At 61.3% G+C, this 770-nt stretch carries 1 protein-coding gene; it reads right to left on the minus strand.

Annotated features, from left to right (window positions below; genetic code table 11):
• Nucleotides 1-244 precede the first annotated feature (244 nt).
• On the minus strand, nucleotides 245-622 hold the full coding sequence (locus A6A05_RS04625; protein WP_068497939.1) for a RidA family protein: 378 nt from the start codon (nucleotides 620-622) through the stop codon (nucleotides 245-247).
• Between the last annotated feature and the right edge of the window lie 148 nt (nucleotides 623-770).

Here is a 770-nt window from a genome sequence, read left to right on the forward strand (position 1 = left end):
ACCAGCCTCGCTGTACGCCTCGCCGACACCCCAAGAAAGCGAAAACGCCAAGTGTGTGCGCTATGTTAACGCCTATGTGGATACGCCCTCCCTTAACCGGACAGCCGTGGGCTTGACCCGGCCATCCACGCGACTCCGCCTATCCCATTGTTTCCAATAACTTTTGCGACCAGACGCGTGGACCCTCGGGTCAAGCCCGAGGGTGACGAGAGGAAAATCCGCGTCCACCAAACTCAGACAGACTCTATCCGCGCTTCAGCGCGGTGACCTCGATCTCGACCTTCATGCGGGGATCGACCAGGCCGCAGACGATGGTGGTGTTGGCCGGCTTGATGCCCTTGAAATACTTGCCCAGCACCGGGCCGACGGCCTGGAAGTAGGCCGCGTCGGTGATGTAAACCACCACGCGCACCACGTCGGCCAGCGAGGCTTCGGCCTTTTCCAGCGCGCCGGCGATGGTCTGCAAGCACTGGTCGGCCTGATCGACCTCGGATTCGGCAATCTGGCCGTCCTTGAAGCCCGACGTGCCGGCGACGAACACCCACGGGTCCTGAACGACGGCGCGGGAATAGCCGGCCACTTCCTCGAACGGCGAGCCTGACGAGATCAGACGACGGGTCATGGAACGATCCTTCTGCAAGATGAAAACAAGGGCTGCCGTTCTAGCCGACAAATTCTCAGGCGGCAATCATTCCAACCGGCCAATGAATTGATGGGGTGGACGGCCCCTGCTCACCGGCGTCGCAATGCGCCAAGATGGTGGTTGTCGA

Source organism: Magnetospirillum moscoviense (genome assembly GCF_001650635.1).
Taxonomy (GTDB): domain Bacteria; phylum Pseudomonadota; class Alphaproteobacteria; order Rhodospirillales; family Magnetospirillaceae; genus Magnetospirillum; species Magnetospirillum moscoviense.